The sequence below is a fragment of the Streptococcus xiaochunlingii genome (assembly GCF_006385805.1).
GTDB classification, from domain to species: domain Bacteria; phylum Bacillota; class Bacilli; order Lactobacillales; family Streptococcaceae; genus Streptococcus; species Streptococcus xiaochunlingii.
On sequence record NZ_VFSG01000001.1, the window covers coordinates 848,053 to 864,915 of the forward strand.

25 protein-coding genes and 2 pseudogenes are annotated in these 16,863 nt (G+C 33.4%); 26 read left to right on the plus strand and 1 reads right to left on the minus strand.

Features of this window, described 5'->3' with window-relative positions; translation table 11 throughout:
* Positions 1–146 precede the first annotated feature (146 nt).
* The 20 genes and pseudogenes from FJR71_RS04330 to FJR71_RS04435 all read left to right on the plus strand — a co-directional run bounded on the left by FJR71_RS04330 (position 147) and on the right by FJR71_RS04435 (position 12,671).
* On the plus strand, positions 147–710 hold the full coding sequence (locus tag FJR71_RS04330) for a DUF4303 domain-containing protein (RefSeq protein ID WP_006155751.1): 564 nt from the start codon (positions 147–149) through the stop codon (positions 708–710).
* A 237-nt stretch (positions 711–947) separates the two neighbouring features.
* Positions 948–1,334: an RHS repeat domain-containing protein gene (locus FJR71_RS10165; protein WP_216363962.1), complete on the plus strand. Its 387-nt coding sequence runs from the start codon at positions 948–950 to the stop codon at positions 1,332–1,334.
* Between the two features lie 337 nt (positions 1,335–1,671).
* The gene (locus tag FJR71_RS04340; RefSeq protein WP_246040100.1) at positions 1,672–2,208 is read left to right on the plus strand and encodes a hypothetical protein; all 537 of its coding nucleotides are present in this window, start codon (positions 1,672–1,674) and stop codon (positions 2,206–2,208) included.
* A 603-nt stretch (positions 2,209–2,811) separates the two neighbouring features.
* Positions 2,812–3,096 (plus strand): type II toxin-antitoxin system RelB/ParD family antitoxin, encoded by a 285-nt coding sequence (gene relB, locus FJR71_RS04350; RefSeq protein WP_033629679.1) that lies wholly within the window; start codon positions 2,812–2,814, stop codon positions 3,094–3,096.
* Positions 3,086–3,439, plus strand: a pseudogene (locus FJR71_RS04355) (type II toxin-antitoxin system RelE/ParE family toxin). The gene relB and the pseudogene FJR71_RS04355 overlap by 11 nt, the downstream one beginning before the upstream one ends.
* A gap of 397 nt (positions 3,440–3,836) precedes the next feature.
* Entirely contained in the window at positions 3,837–4,412 is a 576-nt protein-coding gene (locus FJR71_RS04360; protein ID WP_140814200.1) for a DUF416 family protein, read from the plus strand.
* A 278-nt stretch (positions 4,413–4,690) separates the two neighbouring features.
* A complete protein-coding gene (locus FJR71_RS04365; protein ID WP_140814201.1) occupies positions 4,691–5,041 on the plus strand; it encodes a hypothetical protein in 351 nt (116 codons plus the stop codon).
* A 188-nt stretch (positions 5,042–5,229) separates the two neighbouring features.
* Entirely contained in the window at positions 5,230–5,682 is a 453-nt protein-coding gene (locus FJR71_RS04370; protein ID WP_048789313.1) for a tetratricopeptide repeat protein, read from the plus strand.
* Between the two features lie 92 nt (positions 5,683–5,774).
* Positions 5,775–6,086: a hypothetical protein gene (locus FJR71_RS04375; protein WP_045615712.1), complete on the plus strand. Its 312-nt coding sequence runs from the start codon at positions 5,775–5,777 to the stop codon at positions 6,084–6,086.
* 294 nt (positions 6,087–6,380) lie between these two features.
* On the plus strand, positions 6,381–6,857 hold the full coding sequence (locus FJR71_RS04380; protein ID WP_140814202.1) for a hypothetical protein: 477 nt from the start codon (positions 6,381–6,383) through the stop codon (positions 6,855–6,857).
* Positions 6,858–6,928: 71 nt separating this feature from the next.
* Positions 6,929–7,246 carry a hypothetical protein gene (locus tag FJR71_RS04385; RefSeq protein ID WP_140814203.1) on the plus strand — a complete coding sequence of 106 codons (318 nt, stop codon included), beginning with the start codon at positions 6,929–6,931 and terminating at the stop codon, positions 7,244–7,246.
* A 213-nt stretch (positions 7,247–7,459) separates the two neighbouring features.
* Complete coding sequence (locus FJR71_RS04390; protein ID WP_246040101.1) at positions 7,460–7,813, plus strand: hypothetical protein; 354 nt, start codon at positions 7,460–7,462, stop codon at positions 7,811–7,813.
* A gap of 160 nt (positions 7,814–7,973) precedes the next feature.
* Complete coding sequence (locus tag FJR71_RS04395; protein WP_246040102.1) at positions 7,974–8,525, plus strand: RHS repeat-associated core domain-containing protein; 552 nt, start codon at positions 7,974–7,976, stop codon at positions 8,523–8,525.
* On the plus strand, positions 8,525–8,803 hold the full coding sequence (locus tag FJR71_RS04400) for a hypothetical protein (RefSeq protein ID WP_140814205.1): 279 nt from the start codon (positions 8,525–8,527) through the stop codon (positions 8,801–8,803). Before FJR71_RS04395 ends, FJR71_RS04400 begins: the two co-directional genes overlap by 1 nt.
* A gap of 70 nt (positions 8,804–8,873) precedes the next feature.
* Complete coding sequence (locus tag FJR71_RS04405; protein WP_140814206.1) at positions 8,874–9,254, plus strand: SEL1-like repeat protein; 381 nt, start codon at positions 8,874–8,876, stop codon at positions 9,252–9,254.
* A gap of 416 nt (positions 9,255–9,670) precedes the next feature.
* Complete coding sequence (locus tag FJR71_RS10100) at positions 9,671–9,733, plus strand: hypothetical protein (RefSeq protein ID WP_246040122.1); 63 nt, start codon at positions 9,671–9,673, stop codon at positions 9,731–9,733.
* Positions 9,734–9,930: 197 nt separating this feature from the next.
* Positions 9,931–10,317 (plus strand): ankyrin repeat domain-containing protein, encoded by a 387-nt coding sequence (locus FJR71_RS04415; protein WP_140814207.1) that lies wholly within the window; start codon positions 9,931–9,933, stop codon positions 10,315–10,317.
* A 57-nt stretch (positions 10,318–10,374) separates the two neighbouring features.
* Positions 10,375–10,668 carry a hypothetical protein gene (locus tag FJR71_RS10105; protein ID WP_246040104.1) on the plus strand — a complete coding sequence of 98 codons (294 nt, stop codon included), beginning with the start codon at positions 10,375–10,377 and terminating at the stop codon, positions 10,666–10,668.
* Positions 10,669–11,349: 681 nt separating this feature from the next.
* Positions 11,350–11,865 (plus strand): SMI1/KNR4 family protein, encoded by a 516-nt coding sequence (locus tag FJR71_RS04425; RefSeq protein ID WP_140814208.1) that lies wholly within the window; start codon positions 11,350–11,352, stop codon positions 11,863–11,865.
* A 365-nt stretch (positions 11,866–12,230) separates the two neighbouring features.
* Entirely contained in the window at positions 12,231–12,671 is a 441-nt protein-coding gene (locus FJR71_RS04435) for an SMI1/KNR4 family protein (RefSeq protein WP_140814209.1), read from the plus strand.
* A 19-nt stretch (positions 12,672–12,690) separates the two neighbouring features.
* On the opposite strand, the gene FJR71_RS09960 is transcribed toward FJR71_RS04435, so the two are convergent.
* Positions 12,691–12,954, minus strand: a complete 264-nt coding sequence (locus tag FJR71_RS09960) for a hypothetical protein (protein WP_172605096.1) — start codon at positions 12,952–12,954, stop codon at positions 12,691–12,693.
* Here FJR71_RS09960 and FJR71_RS10240 point away from each other — a divergent pair.
* The 6 genes and pseudogenes from FJR71_RS10240 to FJR71_RS04470 all read left to right on the plus strand — a co-directional run bounded on the left by FJR71_RS10240 (position 12,935) and on the right by FJR71_RS04470 (position 16,528).
* Entirely contained in the window at positions 12,935–13,222 is a 288-nt protein-coding gene (locus tag FJR71_RS10240; protein ID WP_172605097.1) for a hypothetical protein, read from the plus strand. The genes FJR71_RS09960 and FJR71_RS10240 overlap by 20 nt on opposite strands.
* A complete protein-coding gene (locus FJR71_RS10200) occupies positions 13,188–13,460 on the plus strand; it encodes a YwqJ-related putative deaminase (RefSeq protein WP_425471121.1) in 273 nt (90 codons plus the stop codon). The genes FJR71_RS10240 and FJR71_RS10200 overlap by 35 nt, the downstream gene beginning before the upstream one ends.
* A gap of 1 nt (position 13,461) precedes the next feature.
* Complete coding sequence (locus FJR71_RS04450; RefSeq protein WP_140814210.1) at positions 13,462–13,962, plus strand: hypothetical protein; 501 nt, start codon at positions 13,462–13,464, stop codon at positions 13,960–13,962.
* A gap of 296 nt (positions 13,963–14,258) precedes the next feature.
* Positions 14,259–14,423 carry an RHS repeat-associated core domain-containing protein gene (locus FJR71_RS04460; protein ID WP_246040124.1) on the plus strand — a complete coding sequence of 55 codons (165 nt, stop codon included), beginning with the start codon at positions 14,259–14,261 and terminating at the stop codon, positions 14,421–14,423.
* A 69-nt stretch (positions 14,424–14,492) separates the two neighbouring features.
* Entirely contained in the window at positions 14,493–14,768 is a 276-nt protein-coding gene (locus FJR71_RS04465) for a hypothetical protein (protein ID WP_140814211.1), read from the plus strand.
* 454 nt (positions 14,769–15,222) lie between these two features.
* A pseudogene (locus FJR71_RS04470) lies at positions 15,223–16,528 on the plus strand (transposase).
* The last annotated feature ends 335 nt before the right edge of the window (positions 16,529–16,863 follow it).

Consider the following 16,863-nt stretch of genomic DNA (forward strand, 5'->3'; position numbering starts at 1 on the left):
AATTAAGTATAACAATGCTCAAACAGATAGATACATGAGTAAGTAATTAACTAGAAGTGCTGGTAAGGTTTTTGGAAAATACGGATCACGTAGTAAATGTGCATAGAAACTGATTGATAACAAAAATTTATAAAAGGAAAATTAAAATGAGTATTTTAAGTAATTATATAATTCAAGATTTAATCCAGAATGTATCTAAAGGAGTTACAGAGACATTTAAATTTGTATTAGAAAGATATAATTCTAATGAAGTTTTTGCCTATACATTATATATTGATGACTATTGTTCATATCTGGGTTGGGCTGCTAACACTATTTCTCACTACGAAATAGAAAAAGTAAACTACCCAAAAGAAGATCAGCCTTTTATTAAATGGTATTACCCTCAATTTGCAATAGGACTTGGAGAGGTTCCTGAGAAAATAGATAGTGTATTCAATAATGAGATTCAAAATATTCTTAATGATGCAAATACATTAATATCAGAAGGTAATTTTGAGCAATATCAGGCGGAAGTATATGATTCAATTATAGAAGGATTTAAAAAAGCAATAGAAAATATAGATAAGAAAAAAACAAAGAATGTCATATTTTTTGTTTCTATTGTAGATAGTGATAATGCTGAAATTATGGAAAATTATTCTGCTGAACAACTAAATTCATATGATAAATTTCTTACGTTCAAAAATAGATTTCAAAGCAAGCCGTAGCCCGTATGAAAGCTCCAATCCCGACGTAAAGTCTTCGGGGTACGCACGCGCTTCTGCTTCTCAGACAGCCTCGAAGAGGAAGCCGGATTCGTTTAGGACGGCAGATATATCTATATCTACACCAATCTGGATTCCTACGATCCTTTAGCACAGGTTCGCGATTGGACAACCGAAGACGGAGAAGGCGTCCAACAAGCCCACTACTTCCACTGCGACAAAATCGGCATCCCGCGTAAGATGACCGATAAGGACGGCAATCTGTTATGGTACGGCGAATACACCGCCTGGGAGCGTCTGAAGGAGGAAACCAAGGTAACGGATAGTGCTTACCAACCCTTCCGCTTGCAAAACCAGTATGCCGTCCGTGAGACGGGGCTGCATTACAACTTCTTCAGGTATTACGATCCTGATGCGGGTCGGTTTGTGAATCAGGATCCGATCAAATTAAAGGGTAGGAATAATCTTTATCAATTTGCGCCGAACGTGCAGGGATGGGTTGATATTTTTGGTTTATATAATGCTCAGAAATGTGCATCAACTGCAGCTAGAATAGAAAATCTTAAATACGAAATATACTTAAAACGTATTCCCGCACTTGAGAGTAATCCAAATTATTTACCGTGACGAATTGGTCCAGGAGAAGCTCTTAGAGATACTGTCCGAGGTCATGTAAAGCTACTGAATGCTGCGTATAGTTAACTAGCTAAAGCCGAGTGGGTAGATAATGGTTGCGACAAACCTCCTCCTCCTTCTTCTCCCGTAACAAAATACACTAATTGCTCCACTGAAGACAAAACATCTACTAATAATGATGCTTTAACAGCAATCGCCCTTGTTGGAACTGTTGTGCTAGTTAGTGTTTGTATATATTCAACGGCGGGAGTATGTGGTGCTTTTGTGGTAGGAGGAAGTCTTGTAGGAGCAATGTGAAGTTTAACATTGATATAGGAGCATGATAATTATGCGCAATAGTGATTTTTATATACAAAATATGATTGAATCTTCTTTAGAACAAGAAGATTTCAGTCAAATAATTATACTACTAGATTCGCTACCATCTAAAAAAATACGTAGAGCATTGTATTTATTATCAGAAATATTCCCAAATAAAATAGAAATTACTGAGAATGAATTTAAATTTATTAAATATATATTATCCAATAATAAATTTATAGTAGTTCAAAGCATCTCTGATTTTCTGAGAGCAATATCTATACTTAACTTTAATGACCTACAAAAACAGGAAATTGCTGATTTGATTTTTCAAAATCTAAATATTTTAAGCAAAAATTGTGATTTTGAGTTAAATGTACTAATAACAAAATTAATAGAACCCAATAAATTTTTTATGCTAATTGAGAAAATTAAAAATAATTTAGATGATTATTCAAGAAAATATTTATTAGATTTTATTTTTTATGAGAGAGAATATCTTGAAAATAGCTTTAATGAAGATGAAATAAATGATTTCATAAAATTTTTGAGCTACCCTAGATAAAATAGCAAGCCGTAGCCTGCATGAATTTTCAAAAACACAGGTATGGTACAGCGAATGCACCGCCTGGGGGCGTCTGAAAAAAGATGAGTGGGTTTATAAGAACGCACATCCCAAGAGGTCCTTATAAAAAATTCATCTCAAGGATAACTATAACATCCATCTAATACAAAAATCGCCTTATATTCTTCTTGTTATTGAGGATATTGATACCTTTAAAACTGGAGTTATTAACCTCTTTAATGACTTACTTGATCCTGATAAAAAGTACCTGATTTATCGTGATTTTATCAAATCATATCGCAATATGACTCCGATTGAAAAAATCGAATTTTTCAAAAAGAGGACCGTCGAGGAAATCGCAGCTAAAAAATAAGCTGTGGTATATATTTAGTGATGAGGCAGCGCTATGAGAAAAACACTTTTTGGTTGGAGGCTCGCATTTTCTGTATTATGCTTTCTTGACCGCTCAGTACGTCAGTCAACTAAAGTACTACGACGTCTATTGAAATAACTTAGTTCTGTCATCAAACAGAACTTCTTTTTTTGATTAAAATCTATATCTAATATATAATCAATCTATAACGTATAGAACGGAGCTATATCATGGCTATAACTTTATCGAAACAATACAATTTTAAACTGAATGAAGCCACTATGGAACAAGCTCGAAAAATTATCAAGGAAAAGGGCATGACAATGACAGATGCTATTTCTTTATTTGTGGAGCAAATAGTCCTGGAGCAAGATTTACCTATTAAGACGGCCGAAGATCTACATAGAGAACAGTTAATTGAAGAATTACAAGCCCAATCTGAGCGTGCCTTGAGAGAATACGAGGCAGGCGAAGGAACTTCCCTAGACGATATGAGGGTACGTTATGGCTTATAAAGTGATTGCTTCAAAAGAGGTCGAGGAAGCTATCGACAATATACACGACTATATAGCTACGGTACTTCTATCCCCTCAATCCGCCAAAAATACTGTGGCTAAAATCTTAGACAGCTTAAAAAGTTTAGAGATTTTTCCTGAAGCATGATTTGACGCTGATGAGAAAATCGGAGTAAAAATTAACAGCAAGTATCCCTCACGAGGAAAAATTATAGACCAATATGTTTTGCTTTACTTCATTGACCAAAACCGAAACACTGTTTTTTTATCTCACCTATTCCACACTAAAAGTGACTACGTCACTTTGTTACAAAAAGAAAATAAAAAAAGGCCAAATACTTGAGACAACTTTCTTAAGTTTATAAGCTCCGAAACCTTAATTTTTGGTACCGTCTTGGTTTAACAATACGGTATATATGAAATATTTTACAGCTATATCCCCTTTAGAAACGTTGATTTAATAAAGATTTAAACACTATAGACTATATCTTTGTAAAATAATATACTACCTAAGGTTCAGAGAACTTGAGCCGAGTCTAAAGGTATTACTGTTATAAATATTAAAGATGCTCACGCAGAAGAATCTTTAATCAAGTCAGAAAAAAGAATTACAGAAATTGAGACCTCAGGTCCTGTATGTCTTGATTTTAAAGATTTGATGAATGAAAAAGGTGTTAAAAGTAAAACTCCTCGTTCTAGTAAGAAAAGTAGATAAAGACGTAACATAGGAAGGTGCTAATATGGAAAAATATGAAGAAAATGTAAAAAAGGAATTGGAAAATTTAACAAATACACAAAGATTACTTTTTGGAGCATGTTGCATCGATAGAATTTTACATTTCATAGCAGGTTTTGATTATTTTTTAGAAGAGAATCATATTAAAAGAATAACTAAAGAGCCATATCTTTCTTTATGTACTGATTGGCTAGATAGTATCTTTTTATATGTTAATATATATAAAAATATTTCTTCTGATGAAATTGAAATGACTCTGAATACATTAAATAAAATCATCCCCGATACAGAGGAGTTTCCAGATAACGTAGTTATCTTTACACAAAATTCTATGATAGGGTTATCATATCTATACGAGTTTATAAATAAAAATGAACTAATTTTTATTACGAATTGTAGTGATAAGGTAATTGAAACCATTGATGTTATGTATTACGAAACAGATTATGAACGGCTTGATATACATTATGAAGAAGATTACAAAATACAATTTAATTGTATTGAAATGATTAAAGCAGGGAAAGACATAACTGAATTACGTAAATATAATCAATTAACTAGAGTGAATAACAAGCCATAGCTCGCATGAAGCCTTCAATCTCGAAGTAGGATGTGTGCAGTACGCACATTTTCAGACGACTTCAAACCTTCATCAAGATCGTTTGAAAGATTTGTTTTTTGACAATCTCATTAATAAAAAAATACAGAAACTTCTGGATATAATTTACGAAATAGGCAGTCTGCTAGTCTTGCATATGGGGCAAGTCAAGCTGCTGATATTAAAGAAATGAAAATGTCTGGTTGGGTTACTCCTGCTTCGTTAGCTAAGAAAATAATAAATTAAATGGTAAATAAATTATGAAATCTACTTTAAGTTCAATTTTATCTCTAATAGTATCCTCCTCTTCTAAATTACCTTATGTTTCACATTACTCGTATGATTTTCAACATGGCTGGTTAAATATAATTGTATCAGAATATAATAGTCAAAAAACTTGTGGAGACATAGGTATAAGTAATAATGAGTTACAATATAAGCTTTTTTGTGGGAAAGAAAATAGAAAAGGAAAGATTCCGTTAAGTAAAATAAAATTCAAATATGAGAAAGATATTTTTTCTGCTCAAAGTATTATAAGTGGAAAAATATTTTTCTCAGTTAAATGTACACAAGATCAATACAGATATATTGAAAAATATATTAAGAAATAAAACGGCAAAAAGACAATTAAATTCTGTACAAATATAGAATTTGTAATAATCTGAAGCAATCCGTAGCCATTATGAAACCTCCAAGATATAAAGTGTGTGCGTTACGCGCGAACCCTTGGCACAGGTACACAACCGGACCAACATGGTAATAAATACTCTTTAAAAAATGCACATAAGAAGGAGAAATTATGTATTTAGATCAAGTAAATTATGAATTAAACAAACAAATCAATGATTTTGTATGTAACTCAAATGATGCTACTACGCCGGAGGAACGCATTGATATTCTGAATCAAGCATGGGAACTTTTACCTAAACCAGCCACTCAATTCGTTGAGCCTACTTCAGCAATCGCCTGTGGTGTTTCAGAAAATTATAAAAAATTAGGTGATTATCAAAAAGCCCTTGAGTGGATGTTAATTGCACTTGAGGCACGAAAAGATGAACCTGCAGCAGGTGTGTTTATATGGACAGGAATCGTTTATTACGAATTGGGTGATATGGAAAATGCTTATAAATATTTTGACCTAACTTATAATGAGCTACGTTACACACCTTTTTCTATGGAAGACAAAAAATATTGGCAATTTTATAAGCAACGTAAAGAAGAATTAAATCCTAAGAAAAAAACCAAAAAGTAAGATTCGATATTTTTAGACGATCTTTTTTGTACCGTACTTAACCGCTGCTACGCCTACGACCCGGATGTAGTATAACTAGAGGGAAATATACTATGAAATATCATATTGAAGATTTAAGAGACCAATTACATAACCATAACTGGATTGTTTTGAAAGAATCAGAAGGAAATGATTTAGATATATCAGAATTTTGGACTATTCGTCATAGATACCAACCAAACAAAACTTGTACTCTAGCTTTTGAAGGAATGGATGACTTGGAAGTTTTACCAATCGAAAAAAGTTATGCATGTTTTTTATCTGAAGAGCCAGCTATATCATTATACTTTTCTAAGAGCATTAAGTTATGGAAGAGAGATTTAAATACATTCATTTTAAATCTGAATTCTTTTATAATTTGCTAATTTTAAATCCTTCAAACTATATAAAGCTAATCAAAATCCAAATAACTGTAAATGTTCCTAGCAAGCGTAGGTTGGGTCAAGACCCAACAAAATATCAAGGTCGTCTGAAAAAGATGAGCGAGTTTACAAGTATGCGCACCAGCCGTTCAGATTGCAAAACATCCTTGTCCACGCTGGCATGTAGCTACTGCCAAAACGGATGGAAATCTTAGTCAAAAAGAAATAATGGGAATGGTACATTTTCTTGGGAGTAATACAAAGAAAATGTAACCGTACAACATAGGAAATAATATCATGACAACTTTAGAAGATAAGATCTTTACTTTAAAACAGAATCATTTAATGAAAAAAATGAAAGAAATTCATTTTTTAAATAATTTAATTTCAGATTCTGAAAAAATCATTCCATATCCACTCTCATGTGAAATAATAAATCGTACTTTTCCCCCCTATAGAAATATAGAATTATCAAAGGAAAATTTTAGTTTATCGATAAAAAATGAAATATTAAATTTTCTTGCACCAGAGGAAAATGACATTGCTTATGTATACTTTTATGGAGGAATAAATGATTCGGCTAAAATACCAATAGAAGTATTCCCCTTGTTTATTATCAAAATAAAAAATATTAGCAATTGGCTAGAATTAATAAACAAACCTAATTTTTATTGTTTAAAATTCTTTAGTCATAAAATAGATAAAGTTATCGATATATCTCTACTCGACAATGAGGAAGATGTGTTATCTATTTCTATTGGAATGAATGCTTAACTATTTTAAAAATAAATAAACTATTCCAGCAGAAGCAATCCTTTGCTTTGTATAACTGAAAGGTATTTAGCATGAAAGAATTATTAGAAAAACTTGAAAATAATAGTTTTATTTATAAGGTCAGAATGGATCTTGAATTCGATGTAAAGGACTATCAAAAATTATTAAAAATTTTAAATGAAATAAAGTATTATACTCATAATCATAATCTAATTGAAAAAAGACTAGCATCTATTTTATATGAAATACCGAAATTAACACATATTTGGTATCTCAATTTAAAAGACGATCCAAATAAAAATGAATCTTCTATTGTTAATCAACTTGAAGATGCATGGATAGAGTTAGATTCAATAATTGGAGAAGAAATTCTTGGTCAAGGACAATAAACTCCTCTTAACAAACATAGAAACTCTAAATTTAGCAAAAGATAACCGTTTTGGGAAACCAAAGCATGCATGTGCAACATCTAACCCTTTGCTAGCTATATTAAGAATTACTGCAACAAGTGGATAAATAAGAGAAATCAGATGGAAAAATAATTCTTAGAAATTATCAATTTATTAATTGATAATAATACTGAACAAATTTATAGAAAGATTATGCTTTCTATATTAGATATTATTATAGAGAATCCAATTTTATGTATAAGTATCTATAAACCTTATGTTGATAGCGCAGAAAATTATTGGAGATATTATGATGAAACTGTTGATAACTTAGAAAAATACCGAAAGGAAGTTATTGAGATTGCACTATTAAAAAAATGGTCAACTTTAAATAAAAAAGATAAAAAAAATATAGAATTAAATTATATTTATCGTTTGATTCTTACTCCATTTAAATCAGAAGAATTAGATAGAAATTGTGATAATCTATATTGGTTTATTGAGTGTATAAACCATTATGGTATAAGCTCTTATAAGGCAATAAATTATTTCAAAAGATACTTTTAATACTCCTATCTTTGCTAGAAGGCAGTAAAAATAACGAGGAGATGGTTTTATTAGTTTAGTAAGAATCCTGATAATGTCTGAAGAGGCCTTCGTCTATGATATTACTGGCCTCCTAAAAGGGCTGGGAGCCTTTAGATAGCCCACCGGATTGGTCCACCTCTTGCAGGAAATCCAACCGGACGGCAGATATACCTATATCTACACCAATCTGTATTCCTACAATCCTTTAGCACAAGTTCGCGATTGGACAACCGAAGACGGAGAAGGCGTACAACAAGCCTACTACTTTCACTGCGACCAAATCGGTATCCCGAGAGAAATGACTGACAAGGACGGTAATTTGCTGTGGTTCGGCAACTATACCGACTGGGGGCGTCTGAAAGAGGAAACCAAGGTAACGGATAGCGCATACCAGCCCTTCCGCCTGCAAAACCAATATGCCGACCGTGAGACGGGGTTGCATTACAACTTCTTCAGGCATTATGAGCCTGATGCTGGGCGGTTTGTGAATCAAGATCCTATCAAATTGAAGGGTGGGAAAAATTTTTATCAATTTGCACCAAATACAACGAAATGGAATGATCCATTAGGACTAATGAACAAATGTGATAATTGTTCAAAAACTGGGGTGGACATAAACCTTATGCAAGATGAAGCAAAAACTTACGTTGATAACATCCCGAGAGAAAATTTTCCCGAAGGTGATTTTTAGTGGGAGCACATGGTAATAGTAGTATTGTAGCCACTAATGGACCCAATCAAAATTTGTTTACCCTAAGACAATTAGCAGAGTTAATTAAACAACATCCCCAATATTCTGAAGGGAAATCAGTAACATTAGTTGCTTGTCAAACAGGGAAAGGGGACAATTCATTTGCTCAAAAATTGGCTAATGAATTAAAAGCACCTGTACGTGGTGCAACAGAAAATGTTAGTGCAGTTACAGGAGAAGTATTAAATGGAGGTAAATATGTTACATTTAAGCCATAAAATCCTTAAATTTATTTTTTAAAGTATTTTTCTAACGTCTTATAATAACTCATACAGTAAGGATAGAGACATGAAATCTAATGCCAACATTTCAATAAATGACAGTATGTATATTTCTAAAACTGATCTGGAAAAGTTAAAAATTGATGCTTCCTCTGGCAATAGTCAAGCAGCATCAAAATTAGCTAATTATTTTGCTTTTTATGAATTTAACAATGATAAATTTATATTTTGGTTAATTCGATCAGCCGAATTAGGTAATACTCAAGCACAATATGATTTGGCCTATATATTCTTTGATCATTACCAAGACAGTAAAGACAAAAACAAATTAGACGAAGCGGAAAAATGGGCTCTACTTGCTCAAAAAAATGGGATGTCTATTACTAACCTACTCACTGATATACATAATGAAAAGCAGAATTCCAAAAATAAACATGAAAACAAATAGTTAAAATAAAAAACTAACCAAGCTAGCGTATAAATCCCTGAGTAAACGTGGGGTGAATCAAACAAGCCGTAGCCCGCATGAAACCTCCAATCCCGACGTAGGGTGCGTGCGGTACGCACGCGGTTTCTGTTCAAATGACCTCAGTCTCTTCGGATTACCTGAAAAAGTACAGGCTACTTCGACCCCGCGCACAATATCTTGTCCGACAACAATAGCCCTACCGTCCCGGACAACCGCCTGAAAACCTACAACGGAACAACCTATTACTACGACCACTTCGGCAACCTGATCCACCGCGAACTGACCGACGACGAAGTGCAGAACTATTTCTACGACCTGCATGACCAACTGGTTAAAGCCGAAATCTTCAAGAAAGTGGCCAACAACCCCACTACTTCCACTGCGACCAAATCGGTATACCGCACGAGATGACCGATAAGGATGGCAATCTGGTTTGGTTCGGCAACTACACCGGCTAGGGTCGTCTGAAATATTTATTCCGTAACAATCTAAGCCAAAACAGCCTATGAATACGGCCAGGACGGTCATGCTCAAAAAATACAAGAACGTAAAAACAGATTAAACAATAAAAAAAGAACATAAAGAAAATTGCGTCACGTGCAATAAATAAGATCAAGATATTAAATTTATCAATTTACAACTATAGGTATTATTAATGGAAAAAGAATTGTTATGTATTTTAAAAAAATATGAAACGCATCCTGATTTCTTGGGTGACACTATTGAAGATATAAATCAAGTAGGAGGTATGGATGATACAGTTTTGCATATTGCTGCCAGAAATAATTCTTTAAATGATGCTCTTGTATTTCTTCAAAATGGAGCATTGATCGATCTTAAAGGGGACTTAGGATATACACCCCTACATTATGCATGCATGTTTGGAAATATAGAAATGGTGAAAATACTCCTTGATAATGGATCTGATAAAAATATACAAAATGAATTTGGAGAAAATGCCGTTAGAATTGCAATTAACTCATCCAGCGAAAATAAAGAGAAGATAGTAAAACTATTAAATAATTTTAAAAAGCGTAAATAAAAAATAGATAATAAATCAATCAAATGGTGCCATACCTTAAAATGTAGAAAGTAAGACATGAAAAAAAACAATCTAATTCTATTAATTAAAAATCAAATGTCAGATAAACAAAAAAATGAAAATGCCTTACATTTAAATACACTTTTACTAAGTTCAATAGAAAACCCTAGTATGGATAATGATAGTTTCATAGAATTATTTAGCTATTATTCTAATATATCCCAAGGAGAAGTAAGTGAACTATTTGATTTACTGCAATCTTTAACCCAAGATGAAATCAATATAATTTATGATTTTTTAGAATATATTTCAAAGTTTGTCAAAGACTTAGGAGTATATTGTGAATTTTAAAAATTTCTTACGGAGGTAAACTATATACAAGAACGAAATTATCTAGAGGAAAAAATTAGGACTACTTTTCCAATTTTCAAAGTTGATAAAAACAATATCATAAGTTTTGATGATAGTGATAACTTTTATATATTTTCTATAATGCAACTATCTACTAAAACTTGGATTGAGATAACATACGATGATTTTCTCTCAATACTTGAATCACTAGAGTGGCAAGCTTATACTAATAAGGCTATATTATATTTTACTCCCTGCTGTTTAAAATATATTTTTTCTAATTTATCTAAATTTTATTTATATGGTTACGTTGTTGAATTTTTATATATTGCTCTAAGAAACAAAAGTACGACATTTAACACTAGTCAGATCAACTTAATCATTGATTTTTTAAAATTAATCCAAAATTTTAACCAGGAAATTAGTGTTGAAACACAAAAGAAAATAACAAGTACTATCCAACTTTATATATAATTTCCCGGCCGTAAAGGGGGCGGTTGGCGTCGGTCGGCCGGTGAATCCGATACATGGTTTGAAATTTTTGGAGGGTGAAACCGACTTTGCTTTTGAAGGCATTTTGCCATTAAATTCAAAAGCAGTGAGAAGAATGAAAAATATTAACGATATAGTATTGAAGGAAATATCTTTCTATCAAGCAAAAAAATTATGGAGTATACTTTTATGTTCAAATCAAAATTATTTCCCGAGGATTTTTTTAATATATGTATTAAGCGTAAAGTAGAAATTAAAAAGTTAGATAAACTTCCTAAACTGGATAATAACTATTTGTTATTTATTACTAAATATCAGGAGGTAGAGATAATACCTGATATTTCTCTTTTTAATTATGAAGAGGCTTTAAATGAAAATAGATACTTAGAGTGTAATTATCCCGAAATATCAAGGTGTTTTTGGAGTATTGGACAAGCAGGACAGGGAGATGGATGGTTTCTAAATAAAATAGATAATACCATTTTTCATTATAATCATGATACTGGAGAATATACCAAATCTGGATTTACAAATTTAGGGATAGGTTTCTCACAATTTATCCAATTGGCTTTGTTATACAGAGATTTAGAGCACCTATTAGATGAAGGAGAGACACTTACGGATAATATAAAAACTGAGTTTATATATTCAGTAAATAGTATAAGTAATAATTTATTTAATGTTTATCCATTTAAGTATTTTTAATTGAAATATTCAATAAATTTATTAAACAAACCGTAGTCCCGCACAAAACCTTCAGTTCTGACGTAGGGGGGGACCGCACGCACGCTGTTTCTGTTTTTCAGACGACTTCGAAGAAGTAACCGGATTCGTTCGAGACGGCAGCCATCTACTGCAAGAAGTCCAGTCGGACGGAAGATATACCTATATCTATACCGATCCCGACAGCTACGAACCCTTGGCACAGATACACAACTCTTTATTACAGAAAGTTTTCATAGAGATAAAGCACAAGCTGAGGTGCACGATAAATTTCGTGAGACCTATTGGAAAAACGTGCACGGGATTATATTGAAAGTTGTAAAAAACTCATATTGAAAGGACTAATCATGAAAGAATTATCAAGCATAGAAAGAAATTTAAACATCTTATTTCCTCAGTCATATAAAAATACCCTTGATAAATTTAAGTTGTTTATGGAAATAGAATTTAAAGATTATGAAATTGATTTATTTAATAATAATTTATTGTTTGACGAGTTGAATTCTTTTCCAAGATGGAATTATATGGAATATTTAGTTGAAATAAACAAGAAAAAACAAAAGGCAGAAAATATTGTACAAAGGTATGACTCCACAGAATTTGTAGACTCTGAACGCGTAAAAAAAGGTTTTATGTTTGGAGCTTCTTCAAATGGGGGACGCTTATATTTTGATTTAAATGATAATCTATCAATCTGGGAATATTGGCTAGATGATGGAAGTGTTGGAAAAGTAGCAGATACTTTTGATGAAATTCTTGAATATGGAAAAATTATAGATTTCGAGTAAATGTAAATTGTATCAAGGTTTAACATACCCCTAAGGTTGTCTGAAATATTGGTTCTTTAACAACCTCATCAGCATCACCGCCCCCGTCTGTTACACCACAAGCTACAGCTACAACGCCCAATGGCTGCCCGAAATTATTACCGACAATTACAATACAATAGCTACGACTCCTTGGCGCAAGTCCACGACTGGACAACCGAAGACGGCGAAAGCTGACAACAACCCCACTACTTCCACTGCTACCAAACGGTATTCCAAAAGAGATGACCGATAAGGACGGCAACCTCTTGTGGTTCGGCAACTACACCGGTTGGGGTCGTCTGAAAAAGGTCGGTCGGTTTGTGAATCAGAATCCGATTGGGTTGTGGGGTGGAAATAATTTCTATCTATATAGCTTGAATTCTTCCGTATGGATTGATTTTTTAGAGTTGACTGGTGCTAGAGTTACATGGACTGGACCAAATGTAGTACCCGGAGGAACAATAACTGGCCTTAGCACTGGAGAGGGGGAAAGGTATTACTCATCCCGTTGTTCAAGAAGCATACGATAATGTCCCCAATGATAAACGTTCTGATCCTCGTATGCATGGTAGATGTGCTGAAGCAGAGGCTATCAATAAAGGGGCAGAAAAGGCAAATATTACCAATATGGAAGAGCTTAGAAAATTAGCAAAAAATTCCATCTCTACAGCAAACAGAAACGACAAAAAAGGAAAACCTATGCGTGCATATCCTTCCTGTAGCCACGTATTAAAAACTCTTGGAATTCGGGACGGTAACGGAGATTAAAATGACTAAAGTAAATAGACCTGATGTTATAGCAGGACGAAAATTAACCGATACATTTGATATTGATGCCATGAATTATCATGACATTCAGATAATTACTCATGATTTTATCAAAAACGTACTTTTATCTAGTTCTTGTATTCATAATCAAATACCTGATACTTTAATAAAATTAGCAGAAAATACATGTCGTAAAATTCTATTGAATTTATCCAATGTCTTATCAAATGATGAATTGAAGAAGGAGCGTATAAGAGTTTGGAAAATTTATGATTCACAAACATCATCACATGAAAGAAACTTTACTCAACTTATACTAGGAGGGTTATCAGATGAAGAACAATTCACTGATGCACTTGAGAACTACGCTACAGTATCCGATATACTACTTCCCACATTCTTTAATGTATATAAATTATGCGGAGAGGAACTTTGTAAAAAATATCTAGAATTTCTATTGAATCATCCTATTTTAAAGAAATATCGTGTTGAACATTTTTGAACCAAAAGTTGGATATAATGATTGAATTTCCCCAAAGCAAGCCACAGTCAGCACACTTCCTACAATCTAGAGGTATGAAGTGTGCGGTACACACGAACCTTTAGCACAAATCCGCTATTTGACAACCGAAGAAAGCGGAAGCCAGCAACAAACCCACTACTTCCACTGCTACCAAATCGGCATCCCAAGAGTTAACCGATAAAGACGGTAACCTCTTGTGGTTCGGAAACTACACCGGCTAGGACCGTCTGAAAGAAGAAACCAGAGTAACGGATAACACAACCCAGCCCTTCCGCCTGCAAAACCAATATGCTGACCGTGAGACAGAGCTCCACTACAACTTCTTCAGGTACTATGAACCTGATGCGGGGCGGTTTGTGAATCAGGAAAAGATTATGCTATGGATGAAGAAACGGGGCGTTGTAAAGAACATGATAATCCAAAAGGAACAGGACATGTAAAATACCCGCATATAAATATTAGATTCCGGATGGAAAAGAAGTACTTATTGATATTATAGGAAAATAGATATGTTAAATTTAACTAATTTACAAACAAAAGGATATGATGAACTTATTGAAATTGATGGAGAAGTTGTTTATCAAGTATTTGCTATTAAAAAAAGTAATGAAATTTATATTACATATTACTATACGGTTCCCAAAAATAAATTGGATCAGGCTGAAGATTATGAGATAGAAGAATTCAATGAATTTAATGAATTTGAATTAGCTATAAAACATATTCAATCAAAAGGAGCAAATCTATCAAGATTTAATGTATTTAAAGGTAACAAGCCTCTTTAAGACCATTTTTAGACCATAGGTTGGGTCGACGAGACCCAACAAAACATCAAGGTCGTCTAAAATCAATTCTCAGACGAGCTTCCCTATGATTTTTATCCAAAAAATACTGACAAAGGTATGCCTGAGAAAATAGTCGGTTAGCCATCACCAATGAAAACAGTGCGTGCTACCGCTTTGACTACGACGTACTCGACCGCCTGAAAACCTACAACGGCACGACCTATTACTGCGACCATACCGGTAACCTGACCCACCGCGAACTGGCCTGCAACCAGATATCGTCTATCGTGAAGATGGTCGATTAGAATAGAAAAACATCCTGTAAGAATTCGGCTCTATAATTTCTGTAGTGGGTAAAACCACCACAGGAATTACAGAGCCTATTTTGTTGTAGAAAAAAAGTCCCATAAGACCTATAATGAAAAGTGATCAAACCATCATTAGAAAGAATCCTATGGAACAATTAAATTTTATCACAAACTTACTAGGAATTAAAGATATGAACATCATAATCTTGGATTATCTAGATTCTATAACACATAAAGAAATTATCGCTAAGCTAGATTATCCTGCACCTAAATGTCATCACTGCCTAGGACAAATGGCCAAATATGACTTCCAAAAAAATCTAAAATCCCCTATCTAGAGTGTGCAGGATATAAGACGCTCATTCCATTGAGAAAACGTCGTTTTCTTTGTAAAATCTGCGGGAAAATGGCTGTCGCAGAGAGTTACTTAGTCAAAAATAAGCACCAAATATCAACAGTCGTCAACCAGAAAAGCACTCAAAAATTAATCAAGAAAGTCCCTATGACAGCTATCGCAGAAAGTCTATCTGTCTCTACTTCGACAGTCATTCGTAAATTGAAAGAATTCAAATTCAGGACAGATTTATCTTTCCTTCCAACTCACATGTCTTGGGATGAGGACAGCTTCAAGAAAGGGTTGATGAGCTTCATTGCACAGGATTTTGATTCCAGAAAGATCGTAGCTATCTTGGATGGGCGGACTCAAGTAACTATTCGCAATCATTTCCTTCGTTTTTCTAGACAGGTAAGAAGTCACGTGAAAGTCATTAACATGGATATGTTTAGCTCCTACTACGATATTGCTAGAAAACTTTGCTTTCGAATTTCTTGGCTCAGGCTGAAACAGTCTCCCAGACTGTTTTACTCCCTAATGCTATAATCGTTCTGGATCGTTTTCACATTGTACAACATCTAAGTCGTGCTATGAACCGTCTTCGCATCCAAATCATGAATCGTTTTGATAGAAAATCGCACGAATATAAGTCACTAAAACGTTACTGGAAACTCATTCAAGAGGATAGCCGTAAAGGCAACTCTAAACGTTTTTATCAAACAACTTTTCAATCACACTTGACCAATAATGAGATTCTCGAAAAGATACTTGCCTACTCTCAAGAACTTAGACAGCACTACAACCTCTATCAACTCTTACTTTTTTATTTTCAAGAGAAACAAGCTGACCATTTCTTTGAACTGATTGAAGATACGATTTCTTGTGTAAATCCTATTTTTCAAACTGTTTTTAAGACTTTTTTGAAAGATATGGACAAGATCATGAACGCACTGGAGTTGCCATACTCAAATGCAAAACTAGAAGCTACCAATAATCTTATCAAAGTCATCAAACGAAATACTTTTGGCTTCCGGAACTTTGACAACTTCAAAACTAGAATCCTTATCGCTTTGAACATTAAAAAGGAGAGAACCAAGTTGGTCCTCTCCATGTTATAACTTTTCATCAACCCACTACAGTTGACAAAGAGTCTAAAAAACTATGAAATATTATTTTTTATCTAGAAGATGATACTTTGTGAAATAATACTTCAAAGAAATGTCCTTCTTCTGGACTATTTGGGTTAGCTTTAAAGTACAAATAATCAATTTCTCTTTCTGAAGGTACTTCAACGTAAATCTATTTTCTTATCTCTCCATTTATCGAAATTCAATCAACATAAAATATATTGTCTATAACTTCCCAAGGCCCAGTGCTATTATCTGAACTACTTTCTTCGCTGTACATAACTTTATGATCTGATGGCAAAACTATTGTCTGATCTTCGTCGTCG

Bases quoted from the DNA above. Each gene is read 5' to 3' on its own strand.
- FJR71_RS04385 (WP_140814203.1), top strand. From the start codon at position 6,929: ATGAAAGAATTATTAGAAAAACTTGAAAATAATAGTTTTATTTATAAG.
- FJR71_RS04405 (WP_140814206.1), top strand. From the start codon at position 8,874: ATGAAATCTAATGCCAACATTTCAATAAATGACAGTATGTATATTTCT.
- FJR71_RS04435 (WP_140814209.1), top strand. From the start codon at position 12,231: ATGAAAGAATTATCAAGCATAGAAAGAAATTTAAACATCTTATTTCCT.
- FJR71_RS04360 (WP_140814200.1), top strand. From the start codon at position 3,837: ATGGAAAAATATGAAGAAAATGTAAAAAAGGAATTGGAAAATTTAACA.
- FJR71_RS04380 (WP_140814202.1), top strand. From the start codon at position 6,381: ATGACAACTTTAGAAGATAAGATCTTTACTTTAAAACAGAATCATTTA.
- FJR71_RS04375 (WP_045615712.1), top strand. From the start codon at position 5,775: ATGAAATATCATATTGAAGATTTAAGAGACCAATTACATAACCATAAC.
- FJR71_RS04370 (WP_048789313.1), top strand. From the start codon at position 5,230: ATGTATTTAGATCAAGTAAATTATGAATTAAACAAACAAATCAATGAT.
- FJR71_RS10240 (WP_172605097.1), top strand. From the start codon at position 12,935: ATGACCGATAAGGACGGCAACCTCTTGTGGTTCGGCAACTACACCGGT.
- relB (WP_033629679.1), top strand. From the start codon at position 2,812: ATGGCTATAACTTTATCGAAACAATACAATTTTAAACTGAATGAAGCC.
- FJR71_RS04415 (WP_140814207.1), top strand. From the start codon at position 9,931: ATGGAAAAAGAATTGTTATGTATTTTAAAAAAATATGAAACGCATCCT.
- FJR71_RS10105 (WP_246040104.1), top strand. From the start codon at position 10,375: ATGAAAAAAAACAATCTAATTCTATTAATTAAAAATCAAATGTCAGAT.
- FJR71_RS04330 (WP_006155751.1), top strand. From the start codon at position 147: ATGAGTATTTTAAGTAATTATATAATTCAAGATTTAATCCAGAATGTA.
- FJR71_RS04465 (WP_140814211.1), top strand. From the start codon at position 14,493: ATGTTAAATTTAACTAATTTACAAACAAAAGGATATGATGAACTTATT.
- FJR71_RS04425 (WP_140814208.1), top strand. From the start codon at position 11,350: ATGTTCAAATCAAAATTATTTCCCGAGGATTTTTTTAATATATGTATT.
- FJR71_RS04390 (WP_246040101.1), top strand. From the start codon at position 7,460: ATGCTTTCTATATTAGATATTATTATAGAGAATCCAATTTTATGTATA.
- FJR71_RS04340 (WP_246040100.1), top strand. From the start codon at position 1,672: ATGCGCAATAGTGATTTTTATATACAAAATATGATTGAATCTTCTTTA.
- FJR71_RS10165 (WP_216363962.1), top strand. From the start codon at position 948: ATGACCGATAAGGACGGCAATCTGTTATGGTACGGCGAATACACCGCC.
- FJR71_RS04365 (WP_140814201.1), top strand. From the start codon at position 4,691: ATGAAATCTACTTTAAGTTCAATTTTATCTCTAATAGTATCCTCCTCT.
- FJR71_RS04450 (WP_140814210.1), top strand. From the start codon at position 13,462: ATGACTAAAGTAAATAGACCTGATGTTATAGCAGGACGAAAATTAACC.